General features: G+C 75.9%; 15 protein-coding genes. 8 read left to right on the top strand and 7 right to left on the bottom strand.

Features of this window, described 5'->3' with window-relative positions; genetic code table 11:
* Positions 1-45: 45 nt before the first annotated feature.
* From ACI79R_RS13150 to glgA, 5 genes are all read right to left on the bottom strand, one after another.
* Positions 46-1,143, bottom strand: coding sequence for a spore photoproduct lyase family protein (locus ACI79R_RS13150; RefSeq protein ID WP_456574077.1), 1,098 nt, complete (start codon positions 1,141-1,143; stop codon positions 46-48).
* Positions 1,144-1,210: 67 nt separating this feature from the next.
* Positions 1,211-1,954, bottom strand: coding sequence for a GAF domain-containing protein (locus ACI79R_RS13145; RefSeq protein ID WP_456574076.1), 744 nt, complete (start codon positions 1,952-1,954; stop codon positions 1,211-1,213).
* Between the two features lie 52 nt (positions 1,955-2,006).
* A complete protein-coding gene (locus tag ACI79R_RS13140; RefSeq protein WP_456574075.1) occupies positions 2,007-3,134 on the bottom strand; it encodes a hypothetical protein in 1,128 nt (375 codons plus the stop codon).
* Positions 3,131-4,339 carry a PP2C family protein-serine/threonine phosphatase gene (locus ACI79R_RS13135; RefSeq protein ID WP_456574074.1) on the bottom strand — a complete coding sequence of 403 codons (1,209 nt, stop codon included), beginning with the start codon at positions 4,337-4,339 and terminating at the stop codon, positions 3,131-3,133. Before ACI79R_RS13135 ends, ACI79R_RS13140 begins: the two co-directional genes overlap by 4 nt.
* Positions 4,340-4,385: 46 nt before the next feature.
* On the bottom strand, positions 4,386-5,558 hold the full coding sequence (gene glgA, locus ACI79R_RS13130; RefSeq protein WP_456574073.1) for a glycogen synthase: 1,173 nt from the start codon (positions 5,556-5,558) through the stop codon (positions 4,386-4,388).
* A 71-nt stretch (positions 5,559-5,629) separates the two neighbouring features.
* Here glgA and glgC point away from each other — a divergent pair, with 71 nt between their 5' ends.
* Positions 5,630-6,850 (top strand): glucose-1-phosphate adenylyltransferase, encoded by a 1,221-nt coding sequence (gene glgC / locus ACI79R_RS13125; protein WP_456574072.1) that lies wholly within the window; start codon positions 5,630-5,632, stop codon positions 6,848-6,850.
* Positions 6,851-6,855: 5 nt separating this feature from the next.
* Positions 6,856-7,371 carry a 2'-5' RNA ligase family protein gene (locus ACI79R_RS13120; RefSeq protein WP_456574071.1) on the top strand — a complete coding sequence of 172 codons (516 nt, stop codon included), beginning with the start codon at positions 6,856-6,858 and terminating at the stop codon, positions 7,369-7,371.
* On the opposite strand, the gene ACI79R_RS13115 is transcribed toward ACI79R_RS13120, so the two are convergent.
* The gene (locus ACI79R_RS13115; protein ID WP_456574070.1) at positions 7,314-8,024 is read right to left on the bottom strand and encodes an O-methyltransferase; all 711 of its coding nucleotides are present in this window, start codon (positions 8,022-8,024) and stop codon (positions 7,314-7,316) included. The genes ACI79R_RS13120 and ACI79R_RS13115 overlap by 58 nt on opposite strands.
* A 189-nt stretch (positions 8,025-8,213) precedes the next feature.
* Between ACI79R_RS13115 and sigE the strand changes: the two genes are divergently transcribed.
* From sigE to ACI79R_RS13095, 4 genes are all read left to right on the top strand, one after another.
* Complete coding sequence (gene sigE, locus ACI79R_RS13110; protein ID WP_456574069.1) at positions 8,214-8,828, top strand: RNA polymerase sigma factor SigE; 615 nt, start codon at positions 8,214-8,216, stop codon at positions 8,826-8,828.
* Positions 8,825-9,403 (top strand): anti-sigma factor family protein, encoded by a 579-nt coding sequence (locus tag ACI79R_RS13105; RefSeq protein ID WP_456574068.1) that lies wholly within the window; start codon positions 8,825-8,827, stop codon positions 9,401-9,403. The genes sigE and ACI79R_RS13105 overlap by 4 nt, the downstream gene beginning before the upstream one ends.
* A 197-nt stretch (positions 9,404-9,600) precedes the next feature.
* Complete coding sequence (locus tag ACI79R_RS13100) at positions 9,601-10,983, top strand: S1C family serine protease (protein WP_456574067.1); 1,383 nt, start codon at positions 9,601-9,603, stop codon at positions 10,981-10,983.
* Positions 10,984-11,026: 43 nt separating this feature from the next.
* Positions 11,027-11,473, top strand: coding sequence for a twin-arginine translocase TatA/TatE family subunit (locus ACI79R_RS13095; RefSeq protein ID WP_456574066.1), 447 nt, complete (start codon positions 11,027-11,029; stop codon positions 11,471-11,473).
* A 153-nt stretch (positions 11,474-11,626) separates the two neighbouring features.
* Here ACI79R_RS13095 and ACI79R_RS13090 read toward each other — a convergent pair whose 3' ends face one another.
* The gene (locus tag ACI79R_RS13090) at positions 11,627-12,778 is read right to left on the bottom strand and encodes an Mrp/NBP35 family ATP-binding protein (RefSeq protein WP_456574065.1); all 1,152 of its coding nucleotides are present in this window, start codon (positions 12,776-12,778) and stop codon (positions 11,627-11,629) included.
* Between the two features lie 173 nt (positions 12,779-12,951).
* Here ACI79R_RS13090 and ACI79R_RS13085 point away from each other — a divergent pair, with 173 nt between their 5' ends.
* Entirely contained in the window at positions 12,952-13,656 is a 705-nt protein-coding gene (locus ACI79R_RS13085; RefSeq protein ID WP_456574064.1) for an AzlC family ABC transporter permease, read from the top strand.
* Positions 13,653-13,970 carry an AzlD domain-containing protein gene (locus tag ACI79R_RS13080; RefSeq protein WP_456574063.1) on the top strand — a complete coding sequence of 106 codons (318 nt, stop codon included), beginning with the start codon at positions 13,653-13,655 and terminating at the stop codon, positions 13,968-13,970. The genes ACI79R_RS13085 and ACI79R_RS13080 overlap by 4 nt, the downstream gene beginning before the upstream one ends.
* The last annotated feature ends 39 nt before the right edge of the window (positions 13,971-14,009 follow it).

The raw sequence follows: 14,009 nt of genomic DNA, 5'->3' as shown, positions 1-14,009 counted from the left end.
GTGTCGAGATGTCCGCTCGTCGACAGGGTGCCCGGCGCCCGGTGGTCAGAAGGCGTAGCGGATGCGGAGCCAGGGCGCGGTGCGCTGGACCAGTTCGCGCAGCCGGGCGACGCCGGCGCGCTTGACGTCGTTGCGGTAGCGCACGTTCCACTGCCCGTTCTGGCTGCGCTTGGGCTGCTGGAGCTCCGGCCGCCACAGCAGCTCCTCGGCCTTCGGGTGCCAGCCGAGGTTGACCTGGTGCAGGTCGCGGTTGTGGGTGAGCAGGATGACCTCGGCGGCCGCCTGCGCCTTGGCCGCCGGGCCCAGCTCGTCGTCGAGCTGCCGGAGCAGCTGCGCCCAGTCGGCCTCCCAGCCCTCGCGGAGGATGACCGGGGAGAGGTTCAGGTGCACCTCGTAGCCGGCGGCGACGAAGTCGTCGACCGCGGCGATCCGCTCGGCGACGCGGCTGGTGCGCACGTCGACCACGCGCGAGTCGGCCTCGGGCATCACCGAGAACCGGACGCGCGTGCGGCCCTGCGGGTCGAGGTCGAGCAGCTGCCGGTTGACGTACTTGGTGGCGAAGGAGGCCTTCGCCGTCGGCAGCTCGCGGAAGGTGGCGACCAGGTCGGCGACGTTGTCGCTGACCAGCGCGTCGACCGAGCAGTCGCTGTTCTCGCCGATGTCGTAGACCCAGCTGACCGGGTCGACCTGGTCGGGCTCGGGCTTGACCCCCTGGCGGGCCACGTGCCGGCGCAGGTAGCCGGTGATCTGCTCGATGTTGGTGAAGACGGTGATCGGGTTGGCGTAGCCCTTCTGCCGTGGCACGTAGCAGTAGGCGCAGGCCATCGCGCAGCCGTTGGCCGTCGAGGGGGCGATCCAGTCCGCCGAGCGGCCGTTGGGCCGGGCGGTCAGCGACTTCTTGACCCCGAGCACCAGCGTCTCGGTCTTGACGCGGACCCAGCGGTCCACGTTGCCCTCGTTGCCGTGCAGCTCGGGGATCTTCCAGTGCGAGGGCACCTCGACGACCTCGGCGCCCGGGAAGCGGTCGAGGACCTGACGGCCGCGGGCGGAGTCCAGCGCGGCGGGTTCGGCGTAGACGCGGCGGACGTCGAGGAGGCGGGTGGGGGAGGGGGCGGACGGCGGCTGCTGCGGAGCGGGTGCCACACCGGGTACAGCGATGCCCGGACGGCCCCGATTCCGGACGGGGGTGCGCCGGCCGACACACCCGCGGTCAGCAGTCGGCGTCGGAGGACGCCCGCAGCTCCACCGGGTCGAGGACGCCGTCGAGGACGTCGGCGGCGAGGTCGTCGACCGACCGCCCGCTGCCGAAGGCCGCCGCCCGCAGCAGCGCGAGGGCGGTCGGGGTGTCGACGGAGCAGGCCAGGCCGACCCGGCCGATGGCCTGCCAGACCGCCGCGCGGCGGCGGGCGGCGGGCGCGTGCAGCCAGTCGGGGCCGCGGTCCTCGCTCCACGACGACCAGACCGCCGCCTCGGCCAGCGTGGTGGTCACCAGGCTGCCCACCGCCAGGGCCTCGAAGACGTCGATGCGCGCGAGGTCGGCCTCGTCGACGACGTAGAGGTCCAGCGCACCGTGGCCGGCCAGGCTCTGCGGCAGCGGCAGCGCGGCCACCGCCCGGTAGGGCGTCTCCGCGGCCAGCAGCTCGGCGTAGACCGCCCAGCGGCGGCGGAGGTCCTCGCCGAGCGCGAAGACCGGCTCCCGCGTCTCCTGGGCGGTCAGGCACGGCCCGGCACCGACGGTGAACTGCAGCCGCTCGGCGGTGGCGGAGTCCTCGTCGGAGCCGCCCAGCGGCAGCCGCCGGCCTGCCGCGTCGACGATGCTCAGCCCCGCGCCGGCCACCGGCAGGGTGCGGGTGCACGCCACCATGAGCCGCACCGGCAGCAGCTCGGGACCGGCCAGGGCCGGGTCGCGGACGTCGACGAGCGCGGCGGTGAAGCGCTCGGCGATGGAGGGCATGCCGGGGACCCTGCCCGCCGCGCGCCGCGCCAACCCTCGCCCGGGACCTAGGTCACTCCTCCGGCACGCCGGACCGGTACGTGTAGGCGGCCTCGCGGACGGCGTCGTCGCTCTCCAGCCCCGCGCCCAGGGCGCCGCCGACGGTGGCCAGCGACGAGGTCAGCCAGGCCAGCTCGAGGTAGTCCGACAGGTGCGGCTCGTGCCCGAGCCCCTCGCCGAACAGCGGCTCGACCACCAGCAGCAGGGCTCCGGCGAGGGCGAGGACGAACAGCACCGCGTACAGGCAGAGGACGCCGATGACGACGGTGGTCGTGGTGGCCACGTTGAACAGCAGCACCTGCTTGCGCACCCGCCGCGACGAGGGCCGCTCCCACAGCTGCGCGCCCACGACCAGCGTGGCGACGACGGCGATCACCGAGCCGAGGGCGACCACGGCCAGCCGTACCCAGCCGAAGCTGTCGGCCAGCCGCCAGATGTCCGCGGTGACCAGCGCGAACACCCCCGCGGCGATCGCCGCGGTGAGCGCCCGGGACAGCCGCGCCGCCAGCACCCACGGCCGGTTGGCGCGGATCATGCCGAGGAGCAGCCGCAGGTTGCCGGTGAGCACCCGGGCGGTGAAGCGGACCCCCTGGTCCTCGTCGGCCGGGTCGGTGGCCAGCTCGCGCAGCCGCCGGCCCATCGCGGCGCGGTCGCCGGCGTCGAGTTCCCCCTCGTCGCCGGCGCCGAGCAGCGCCCGCACCAGGCCGACCGCGGTGCGCAGGGCCCGCCGGCGCTGCCCGACCGCACCGAGCGCGGGCAGCGACAGCAGTGCGACCTGGTGCAGCGGGCTGGCGTGCCCCACCACCGGCCGGCGGGCGACCTCGAGCGGGACGTCGGTCAGGGTGACGGCGAGGTCCCAGTCCTCGGCCAGCAGCCGCCGCCGCGTGGCGGTGACCAGCTCGTCGTCGTCGGCCGGGGGCTGGACCAGCCCGTCCTCCACGCAGCGCACGTCCCAGCGCACCTCGGGGTGCTCGGCACCCAGCTCCCGCTCGAGCTCCCCGGCCAGCCACCGGGCCAGCTCGGCCGGGGCGCCGGGTGCGGCCACCAGACCGACGACGACGTCGGGCAGCGCGACCTCGTCCGGTCCCGCCCCGCCGCTGCGCCGCGGCGTCACGTGCTCGTCCTCCCCGGTGGCCGTCACAGCTCGAGCTGCCCCTCGCGTCCGGTCCGCCACTTGAGCAGGACGATGCTGGCGTCGTCCTGGAGCTGGCCGGCCTGGTGCTCCATCACGCTGCCCATGAGCCGGCGCATCGTCTCCGGGGGCGGGTCGCCCACGCGCTCGGCGCGGACGACGAGGTCGGCCAGCCGCTCCTCGCCGAAGAACTCCCCCTCGGGGGAGCGGGCCTCCACGATGCCGTCGGTGTAGAGCAGGACGCGGTCACCGGAGCGCAGCGTCGTGCTGCACACCTGGGGCTTGCGCGACAGCAGGCCCAGCGGCCGGGCGGGCGGGCACGGCGCCGGGTGGATCAGCGCACCCTCGCGGATCACCAGCGGGTCGGGGTGGCCGCAGTTCACCCAGCTCAGCACGCCGGTGTCCAGGTCCAGGCGGGCCATCACGGCCGTGGCGAACTGGCTGCCGGGAAACTGGCCGGCGACAACGCGGTCGACGGCGGCGGCGATGTCGGGCAGCTCCTGCCGGTCGCGGCGGGCGTGCCGGTAGGCGCCGACCGCGGCGGTGGCCAGCAGGGCGGCGGGCAGGCCGTGGCCGACGGCGTCGAGCACCATCAGCTCCACCAGCGGGTCGTTGGCCGCGTAGTCGAAGGTGTCCCCGCCGATCTCGTACGAGGGCTCCAGGGCGCCGGTGATGACCACCCGGTCGGTCGCGTAGGTCAGCGGCGGCAGGAGGTCCCACTGCATCTCCGCCGCCAGGGTGAGGCTCCGGCGCCGGCGGAGCCGGGCGAAGACGTCGCTGTAGGCGTCGCGGGTGACGGTGATCTCGGCCACCAGCGAGGCGAAGGAGCGGGCCTCCTCCTCCAGGTGCGTCGTCACCTCGCCGTCGACGACCACCTCGAGGACGCCCAGCCGCTCGGCGCCGTCCAGCAGCGGCACCCACACCCGGGCCGCGCCGTCGCCCGGTGGTGACCGCACCACCTCGACCCGGCGGAACGCCCGCCCGGCCACCGAGCCGTCGATGGTCAGCTCCTGCCGGGGTGGCACGCCCTCGCCCGGGACCGGGAGCAGCGCGTGCTGTGCGTAGTCGGCGAGGTAGACGACGGCCTCGCGCGCGCCCAGGAGCGCAGCGTGCTCCGACACCACGGCGCCCAGCCGCTCGGCCGGCAGCTGGTGGGACGCGCGTACCAGCGACCGCAGCGGGTCCTCGCCCGAGACCGCCGATCGTGTGCCCACGACGGGTCAGGGTCTCATCCGGTGCGCGGCCGCGCGCGGCGCCGGGTCAGGACCGGGCGGCGAGCACCGCGTTGTAGACGGTCACCGTCTGCTGGGCGACCGCCGGCCAGCCGAACTCCGAGAGCACCCGCTCGCGGCCGGCCGCGCCCATCGCGGCGGCGCGCGGCGGATCGGCGAGCAGCTCGGCGATCCGCGCGGCGAGGCCCGCCTCGAAGGTCGCGGGGTCGGCCGGGTCGTAGGGCACCAGCAGACCGGTGCGGCCGTCGGCGACGACCTCGGGGATGCCGCCGACCGCGCTGGCGACGACCGCGGTGCCGCAGGCGGCGGCCTCCAGGTTCACGATGCCGAGCGGCTCGTAGACCGACGGGCAGACGAACACCGTCGCCCCGGTGATCAGCGGCACCAGCTGCTCGCGCGGCAGCATCGCCTCGATCCAGACCACGCCGCTGCGGCGGGCCTGCAGGGCGGCGACGGCCTCGGCGACCTGCTGGCGCTCGGCCGGGGTGTCGGCGGCGCCGGCGCACAGCACCAGGCCGGCCTCCGGGGGCAGCTGGTCGGCGGCGGCCAGCAGGTGCGCCAGCCCCTTCTGCCGGGTGATCCGGCCGACGAACAGCGCGTAGGGCCGGTCGGGGTCCACGCCCAGGGACCGGACGACGTCGGGCGCCGGCACCGGCCGGTAGGCCTCGGCGTCGACGCCGTTGTGCACCACGTGCACGCGGGCCGGGTCGAGCTCGGGGTAGACGGCGAGGACGTCGTCGCGCATGCCGGCGCTGACCGCGACGACCGCGTCGGCCGACAGGTACGCCGTCCGCTCCACCCACGACGACAGCCGGTAGCCGCCGCCGAGCTGCTCGGCCTTCCACGGCCGGCGCGGCTCCAGGGAGTGCGCGGTGACCACGTGCGGCACGCCGTGCACGAGCGCGGCCAGCAGCCCCGCCCCGTTGGCGTACCAGGTGTGGCTGTGCACGAGGTCGGTGCCGGCCAGCGCGGCGGCGATCTCGACGTCGGTGCCCAGCGCCTGCAGCGCGCCGTTGGCACCGGCCAGTCCCGCCGGGACGGCGTGGGCGACCGCGTCGGCCCGCTCTGCGCCGAAGCAGTGGACGTCGATGTCGGGCCCGGCCGGCAGCGACCGCAGCGCCGCCACGAGGTGCTCGACGTGCACCCCGGCCCCGCCGTAGACGTCCGGAGGCCACTCGCGGGTCACGATCCCGATGCGCACCACATCACCCTAGGGGGCGGTACGCGACCGGATGGGGGGCGCCGGTGGCGGCCAGCGGATACGTTTCCGTCATGCGTGGCGGTCCTCGGGTCCTCGGCATCGTCCTGGCCGGCGGTGAGGGCAAGCGTCTGGCTCCTCTCACCCAGGACCGGGCCAAGCCGGCGGTCCCCTTCGGTGGCAACTACCGGCTCATCGACTTCGTGCTCTCGAACCTGGTCAACGGCGAGATCCGGCAGATCGCCGTCCTCACCCAGTACAAGAGCCACAGCCTCGACCGGCACATCACGACGACCTGGCGGATGTCGCAGCTGCTGGGCAACTACGTGACCCCGGTGCCGGCGCAGCAGCGGCTGGGCCCGCGCTGGTACACCGGCAGCGCCGACGCGATCTTCCAGAGCCTCAACCTGATCTACGACGAGCGGCCGGAGATCGTGGTCGTCTTCGGCGCCGACCACGTCTACCGGATGGACCCGGCCCAGATGGTCGCCCAGCACCTGGAGACCGGTGCCGGCGTGACCATCGCCGGGCTGCGGGTGCCGCGGGCGGAGGCCGGCGGCTTCGGGATCATCGACGCCGCGGCCGACGGCAAGGTGCTGGGCTTCCTCGAGAAGCCGGCGGACCCGCCCGGCCTGCCCGACTCGCCCGACGAGAGCTTCGCCTCGATGGGCAACTACGTGTTCACCACCGACACGCTGCTGGAGGCCCTGCGCGCCGACGCCGAGGACCCCCACTCGGTGCACGACATGGGCGGCTCGATCATGCCGATGCTCGCCGACGCCGGTGAGGCCTACGTCTACGACTTCTCCACCAACATCGTCCCGGGGGCGACCGAGCGCGACCACGGCTACTGGCGCGACGTGGGGACGATCGACAGCTACTTCGACGCGCACATGGACCTCGTGTCGGTGACCCCGGTCTTCAACCTCTACAACGACCGGTGGCCGATCTACACGATGCCGCCGCAGCTGCCGCCGGCGAAGTTCGTGCTCGGCGGGCGGGCCGAGGAGTCGATGGTCAGCGCCGGCGCGATTATCGGCGGCGGCTCGGTGCACCACTCCGTGGTGTCGCCGGGCGTGCGGATCGAGCGGGGCGCCCGGGTCGAGGACAGCGTGCTCATGGACGGCGTGCAGATCGGCGAGGGCGCCTACGTGCGCCGGGCGATCCTGGACAAGAACGTCGTCGTGCCGCCGTGGGCGCGCATCGGCGTCGACTTGGACGCCGACCGGGAGCGGTACCACGTGAGCGCCGGCGGGGTGACGGTGCTCGGCAAGGGCGCCCGCGCCCTGGCCTGACGCCGGTGCCGGCCGTGCCGCCGCTGGTCGTGACCCTGCTGCTCGGTGCCGAGGCCCAGCGGCGGTTCGACCGGCTGCGCGCCGAGCACTTCCCGCCCGAGCGGAACCACCTCGGGGCGCACGTGACGCTGTTCCACGCGCTGCCCGGCGAGCAGGAGCCCGAGGTCGCCGCGGACCTCGCCGCCGCGGCGGACCGGCCGCCGTTCGCCGTCCGGGTGACCGGCGTGCGCTCCCTCGGCCGCGGGGTGGCCTACACGCTGGAGTCCGCCGAGCTGGCCGCGCTGCGCGACGGGCTGGCCGGTGCCTGGCGGCCCTGGCTGACGCCGCAGGACCGGCAGCGGCACGCGCCGCACGTGACGGTGCAGAACAAGGTCGACCCGGCCGTCGCCCGGGCGCTGCACGCCCGGCTGGCGGCGGAGTTCGTGCCCGAGCTGGTGCCCGCCCGCGGGCTGGGGCTGTGGCGCTACCTGGGCGGGCCGTGGGAGCCGGTGGCCGAGTACGGGTTCGCGGCCGGCTCCTGACGCGCGGTGCTGGCCACGAGCAGGCCGGCGCCGACGGGCAGCACCGCGGAGGTCAGCCGCTCGTCCTCGCGCACCCGGCGGGCGACGTCGCGCCAGGCGACGGTCTGCGGATCGCGGACCGACCGGTCGGCGATCCGGCCGCCCTCGAGCAATCCGTGGCAGACGAACACCCCACCGGGGCGCAGCAGCTCCAGCAGGGCGGGCAGCTGGTCGGCGAACTCGGTGGGGGAGCCGGCGCAGACGACCATGTCGTAGCCGCCGGGCGACAGCCGGGGGAGGACCTCGCCGGGCGTGCCGAAGATCATCCGGGTGCGGCCGGGTGGCACGCCCGCCCCGGCGAAGGCGGCGCGGGCGGCGCGCAGCTGCTCGGCGTCCCCGTCGAGCGCGGTGAGGACGCCGTCGGGCCGCATCCCCTGCAGCAGCCACAGCCCGGCGACGCCGCCGTCGCCCAGCGACACCACCGAGCGCGCCCCCGCGCCGGCGGCGAGGACGGCGAGGGTGGCGCCGGCGGCCGGGCCGACCGGCGCCGGCCCGTGCAGGCGCGCGGCCCGCTCGCGAGCGGCCGCCTGCGCCGGCGTCTCCGACGCGTACCGGGCGGCGTAGGCGGCGCCGGCCTCGCCGCCGGAGCCCGGCTGCGGTCCCTGGGCGCTCATCACCGGCCGAGGGTAGTGGCCCGCGGCCGGTCCCCCGTGCGGGGAACACGACCTGTGAGGTGCCTGTGAACGGGAACACCGCCCGGCCGGCCGTCCGTTGGTCCGTTCGTGCGCCTGAAGCGAGCCGCCGCCGACCGCCCCGCCGACTCCGGACCGGGCGTCGCGGCCGCGGTCTGCGATCCTGTGTCCGTGCCCGACGCCGACCCCACCGAGCCCCAGCCGGCCGACGCGCCCGTCGCGTCCACCGCCGGCGAGGTGTGGGTGGCCCCGACGTGGGAGCAGGTCGTCCGGGAGCACTCCGCCCGCGTCTACCGGCTGGCCTACCGGCTGTCGGGGAACGCGCAGGACGCCGAGGACCTCACCCAGGAGACCTTCGTGCGGGTCTTCCGGTCGCTGGCCGACTTCTCGCCGGGCACCTTCGAGGGCTGGCTGCACCGGATCACGACCAACCTGTTCCTCGACATGGTCCGCCGTCGCCAGCGGATCCGGTTCGACGCCCTGCCCGAGGACACCGAGCGGCTGCCCGGCACCGCCCCCAGCCCCGAGCAGGTGTACGCCGACACCCACCTCGACCCCCAGGTCCAGGCCGCGCTGGACGCGCTGGCGCCGGAGTTCCGCGTGGCCGTCGTCCTCTGCGACATCGAGGGGCTGACCTACGAGGAGATCGCCGCGACCCTGGGCATCAAGCTCGGCACGGTCCGCAGCCGCATCCACCGCGGCCGCGTCCAGCTGCGCCAGGCCCTGGCCCACCTCGATCCGCGCCGTCCCGGGATCGCGGTCGCGGGGGAGGGGGCGGCGTCGTGAGCATCCCGGAGAGCCACCTCGCCCAGGAGGCGATCGCCGCCCTCGTCGACGGCGAGCTGCCCAGCGGCCCGGCCGGCCGCGCCGCCCGCCACCTCGCCGGCTGCGCCCAGTGCCGGATGGCCGTGCAGGCCCAGCGCGAGGCCAAGGAGGCGCTGCACCGCGCCGCCGACGTCGCCGTCCCCGGTGACCTGCTCTCCCGGCTGCAGGCCATCCCGTTCACCACCGACGTCCCCGGCGCCGGGGGCGGCATGGGCGGGCTGTCCGCCGGCGGTGGGCAGCTGGTGTTCTCGGGCGCCTCGGGCTCCTGGTCGGTGCCGCTGGCGCCATCCGCACCCGAGCCGCACCGCCCGGGACAGGCCCGCTGGCTGCGCCGCGGCGTCGCCGGCGCCCTGGCCGGCATCGGCATCGGGGTGACCGCGCTGGCGCTGAGCCTGCCCGCCCCGCAGGTCGACGACCGGCCGCAGCCCACCGTCGCCGGGCCGACCGCCGGGGAGCGCAGCGAGGTCGTGCCGCCGGTCGTCCGCGCCCTCACCGTGGGATCGTCTGTGTCGGGCACCCGGGGCGGGACGCCCTGACCGACCACGACCGACCGACGTCCGGGGAGGACCCGCTGCCCGAGACCCCGCCGTCCTCCGGTGCGTCCGAGGAGGCCTTCGCGCGTCCCTCCGGCGCCGGCGCGTTCGACCCGCCGCCGTCGCGGCCCCGGCCGGCGCTGTCGCCCACCCCGCCGCCGAGCCCCGCCCAGAGCGCGGCGTTCGGCCGCCCGGCGGCGGTGGCCGGCAGCTTCGCCGGTGACCGGCCCACGCCTCCGCCGCGCCCGCTGCCGGCACCGCCGCCCGAGGCGGTGCTGCGCGCCTTCGCCCCGCCCGGCACCCAGCGCTCCGGGCTGCAGGAGCCCCCCGGCGGGCGTCCCGGGCGCCGGCGCACCTCGGCCGGCCCGTGGTGGAAGCCCGACGCGAAGAGCGACCCCTGGCGCGACCCGTACGCGCCGGCCGGCCTGACCGGCCCCGCCGTCTACGAGGAGGAGGCCGAGCAGGAGGGCCCGGTCGTCGTCGACGCCAAGGGGCGCAAGAAGCTGCGCCTGCGCGACCTGACCGTCCGGCTGTCGGTGCTGGTCCTCCTGGCCGTGCTGCTCGTCGGCGCGCTCGGCGGCGGTCTCGGCTACCTCCTCACCCGCACCGCGGCGGAGTCCCCGCTGCTGGCGCCGGGCACGGAGCTCTCCGAGACCGACGAGGCCATCGTCCGCGAGCCCGGCTCGGTGTCCGCGATCGCCGCGGAGATCACGCCCGCGGTCGTCTCGATCGAGGTGCGGGTCGGTGACACCGGCGGCACCGGGTCCGGCGTCGTGGTCGACGCCGAGAACGGCTACATCGTCACGAACAACCACGTCATCTCCTCCGCCGACGGCGCGCAGGACGCGGAGATCCGCGCGGTCTTCTCCGACGGCAGCGGGTCGGTGGCCCGCATCGTCGGCCGCGACCCGGCCAGCGACATCGCCGTCATCAAGGTGGAGAAGCCGGGCCTGGTGCCCGCCGCGCTCGGCAACTCCGACGACGTCGTCGTCGGCGACCCGGTGCTGGTCATCGGCTCGCCCCTCGGCCTGGCCGGCACGGTGACCGCCGGCATCGTCAGCGCGCTCGACCGGCCGGTGCGCCTGTCGGGTCAGGGCACCGACACCAACGCGGTGATCAACGCCGTGCAGACCGACGCGCCGATCAACCCCGGCAACTCCGGCGGTGCCCTGGTCGACGCCACCGGCGCGGTCATCGGCATCAACACCGCGATCGCCTCGGTCGGCGGCGGCAGCGTGGGGCTGGGCTTCGCGATCCCGATCAACACCGCCCGGGACATCGCCGAGCAGCTCATCGCCACGGGCACGGCGGTGCACGCCTCGCTGGGCGTGAGCGCGCGGTCGGTCACCGACGGCGTCCGCAACGGCGCGCTGGTGGTCAACGTCGAGCCCGGCAGCGCCGGCGCCGAGGCGGGGCTGCAGGAGCAGGACATCATCATCGCCGTGGACGACGAGCCGGTCGGCACCTCCGAGGAGCTCGCCGTCGCCATCGACGCCCGCCAGCCCGGTGACACCGTGACCATCGAGTACGTGCGCGGCGGCGCGGCGTCGACCACCACCCAGGCGACACTCGACCAGGCCTGAGGCGGGGGCCGCCTAGGCTGGGTGGGGTAGCGAGGGAGGGTGCGTGTTCGACTCGATCGGCTGGGGCGAGATCGCCGTCGTCGCGTTGGCCGCGCTGTTCATCTTCGGCCCTGAGCGGTTGCCGCACCTGGCCAAGGACGCCGCCGCCGGGCTCAAGCGGCTGCGCGAGGCGATCAGCGGCGTCCGCTCCCAGGTCGACGAGTCGCTGGGGGAGGACCTCGCCGGGCTGCGCGACCTCGACCTGCGCAAGTACCACCCGAAGACGTTCATCCGCGACCAGCTGCTCGCCGACGACGACGCCCCGCCGGTGCGCCGCGGCAGCGCCACCGGCTCCGCCGGGCTGATCAAGGACGGCACCGCGGCGGCGGCCGGTGCGACGGCGGCGGGGGCGGGTCTCACGCCCGGACGGCGGGCTTTGGCGGCCCGGGCCGCCGCGGCGCGGTCGCGGGACGCCGGCACGCCGCCGCCGTTCGACATCGACGCGACCTAGCCACCGCCGCGCGCCTCCGTCGCACCCGGTCCCGCACTGCCGGCGTTCCTCGTCCATCGCGGGCGCTGCAGCGCCGGCAGTGCGCGTGAACCGCCCGCGATGCACGAGAGGCCGGCCCCCGCGGACGGGGACCGGCCTCTGGCACGCGTCAGCTCAGTGGCGGACCGGGGTCAGCCCCAGGGAGCGCCCGGACAGCCCGCGCTGGCGGACGGCGAGGCCGTCGGCGATCTTCGTGAGGGCCTGGGCCGCTGCCGACTCGGGCTCGGCGAGCACGATCGGCGCACCGGCGTCCCCGGCCTCGCGGAGGCGGGTGTCCAGCGGGATCTGGCCGAGCAGCGGCACCCGCGCACCCAGCGTGCGGGTGAGCGCGTCGGAGACCGCCTCGCCGCCGCCGGAGCCGAAGACCTCCATGCGGCTGCCGTCGGGCAGGTCCAGCCACGACATGTTCTCGACCACGCCGACCACCTGCTGGTGGGTCTGGCTGGCGATGGCGCCGGCCCGCTCGGCCACCTCGGCGGCGGCCAGCTGCGGGGTGGTGACCACGAGGATCTCGGCGTTGGGCACCAGCTGGGCCACCGAGATCGCGACGTCGCCCGTGCCGGGCGGGAGGTCCATGAGCAGGACGTCGAGGTCGCCCCACCACACGTCGGCGAGGAACTGCTGCAGCGCGCGGTGCAGCATCGGCCCGCGCCACACCACGGGGGTGTTGCCCGGGGTGAACATGCCGATCGAGATGACCTTCACGCCGTAGGCCTGCGGCGGCATGATCATGTTGTCGACCTGGGTGGGCTTGTCCTCGACGCCCAGCATCCGCGGCACCGAGTGGCCGTAGATGTCGGCGTCCACGACACCCACCGACAGCCCGCGCTTGGCCAGCGCGGCGGCGAGGTTCACGGTGACGCTGGACTTGCCCACGCCGCCCTTGCCCGAGGCGACCGCGTAGACGCGGGTCAGCGAGCCGGGCTGGGCGAAGGGGATGACCGGGTCGGCGGTGTCGGTGCCGCGCACGGTCTTGCGCAGCTCGGCGCGCTGCTCGTCGTTCATCACGTCGAGGCCGACCTGCACCGAGGTCACCCCGGGGACGGCGGACACGGCCTGGGTGACGCGGTTGGTGATGGTCTCCCGCATCGGGCAGCCGGCGACGGTGAGGTACACCTCGACGCGCACGGCGCCGTCCTCGGCGATCTGCACGTCCTTGACCATGCCGAGCTCGGTCAGGGGCCGGTTGATCTCCGGGTCCTGGACGGTGGCCAGAGCGGCGTTCACGGCGTCGAGCGCCGGGGAGCCGGTCAGCGTGTCGGACATCGTTCTCGTCTGTCTCCTTCGAGGGGGACCCGGCCCGGCCCGCCGACGGCGGCGGCGACCTGCGCACTCGGATCTCCTGCCACTGTACGGCGGCGTCGCGCACGCGCCCGCCGCTGCAGGGGGTGATGTGCTGCGCACCGGGCTGTCGCCGGCGGTCGTTAGCCTCGCTGACCGTGTCCACCGCTGCCGCGCGCTCGGCCGTCCTGCGCGACGCGATCGGCCTCGGCGTCGCGGTCGGCCTCTACGGCGTCGCCTTCGGGGCCGCCGCCGACGCCGCGGGGCTCGACGCCTGGCAGGCGCTCACCATGTCGCTGCTGATGTTCACCGGCGCCTCGCAGTTCGCCCTGGTCGGCGTGCTCGGCGCGGGCGGGAGCGTGCTGGCCGCCGTCGGCAGCGCCCTGCTGCTGGGCACCCGCAACACCGTCTACGGCGTGCGGCTGGTGCCGCTGCTGCGGCCGCGGGGCGGGCTGCGCCGGCTGGGCACCGCGCACTGGGTCATCGACGAGACCACCGCGCTCGCCGTCGCCGCGCCCGACCGCGCGCTGGCCCGGCTGGGCTTCCTCGCCGGCGGCGCCACCATCTACCTGCTGTGGAACGCGACCACGCTGGTGGGCGCGCTGGGTGCCGCTGCCCTGGGGGAGACCGCGCAGGCCGCGCTGGACGCCGTCGTCCCCGCCGCGTTCCTCGCGCTGCTGTGGCCGCGGCTGCGCCGCGGGGCCACCGAGCCCGCGGTGCAGCGCCGGGTCGCCGCCGGCGGCGCGGTCGTGGCCCTGGCGCTCACGCCGTTCGTGCCGGCCGGCGTGCAGGTCATCGCGGCGGTGGTCGCGGTGGCGCTGGCCGGCCGGCCGCGACGCGCGGCCGGGGAGGGGGCGGCGTGAGCAGCGGCGCGCTCTGGACGGCGGTGCTCGTCGGCTCGCTGGGCTGCTACCTGCTCAAGCTCGCCGGGCTCTCGGTGCCCGCGGCCTGGGTCGAGCGGCCGTGGGTGAGCCGGGTGGTGGAGTTCGTGCCCGCCGCCCTGCTGGCCGCGCTGGTCGCCGTGCAGGCGCTGACCTCCGGGCAGGACCTCGTGGTCGACGGCCGGCTGGTCGGGCTGGCGGTGGCCGCGCTGGCCCTGGCGCTGCGGGCGCCGTTCATCGTCGTCCTCGTGCTGGCCGGGGCGGCGGGAGCCGGCGTCCACCTGCTCGCGGGCTGACCGGTCCGCCCCGCTAGGTTGTTGCGAAGAGTTCGCAAC

The sequence above is a fragment of the Blastococcus sp. SYSU D00820 genome (assembly GCF_054050695.1).
The sequence above is the reverse complement of the archived record's forward strand: the minus strand, read 5'-3'. Positions and strand labels throughout refer to the sequence as shown.

Bases quoted from the DNA above. Each gene is read 5' to 3' on its own strand.
- ACI79R_RS13090 (WP_456574065.1), bottom strand. From the start codon at position 12,778: ATGTCCGACACGCTGACCGGCTCCCCGGCGCTCGACGCCGTGAACGCC.
- glgC (WP_456574072.1), top strand. From the start codon at position 5,630: ATGCGTGGCGGTCCTCGGGTCCTCGGCATCGTCCTGGCCGGCGGTGAG.
- ACI79R_RS13145 (WP_456574076.1), bottom strand. From the start codon at position 1,954: ATGCCCTCCATCGCCGAGCGCTTCACCGCCGCGCTCGTCGACGTCCGC.
- ACI79R_RS13115 (WP_456574070.1), bottom strand. From the start codon at position 8,024: ATGAGCGCCCAGGGACCGCAGCCGGGCTCCGGCGGCGAGGCCGGCGCC.